The sequence below is a fragment of the bacterium genome, assembly GCA_023150945.1.
In the GTDB taxonomy this organism is placed as follows: Bacteria; Zhuqueibacterota; Zhuqueibacteria; order Zhuqueibacterales; family Zhuqueibacteraceae; genus Coneutiohabitans.
Map to the genome: position 1 here is coordinate 1 of JAKLJX010000118.1, position 503 is coordinate 503.

General features: G+C 41.9%; 1 protein-coding gene. It reads left to right on the top strand.

The window, feature by feature from the left end:
• The coding region (locus L6R21_28335) for a hypothetical protein (protein ID MCK6563111.1) at positions 1 to 365 on the top strand (365 nt) is incomplete at its 5' end.
• Positions 366 to 503 lie beyond the last annotated feature (138 nt).

A 503-nucleotide genomic window follows, 5' to 3' on the forward strand; every position in this document is an offset into this window, starting at 1 on the left:
ATGAAGAAATAAGCAATGGCAAGGTCATAACTTTCATAATACCGAAACGTGGCGTGTATAGCCAGGCGATGACGTTGGATGGGTTTTCATTTTTTTCCAGAGTATTATTGGAATTGTTGCGTTATCTAATTTCGACTCAGCGAATTAATATAATTTTAAGTTTGAACAATGTGGAATTTCTAGCAGATGCAGGAGAAGGGATAATTTGGGGAATCAAACGTGAAGCAAGGATGTTGCAAGGCGATCTTAAGTGCATAAATCCCCACTCAAATATATTGAGGGTGTCTGAGATAATGGGTAATAGCTACTTTGATCTATATCCTACAGCCGTAGAGGCCATACAAGCTTTTATGATAACTTTATGAAACCCAAAAATAGATGCTGTACTTTCTCACTTATTCAAACCGCCGCACGGCCGAAGATACTTATCGCGACATAGACACCCGTCTGCGCCGCGATTCCACCGGCGTTTTTCTGCCCGAAGGCCTGTATCGCGCCCGTTT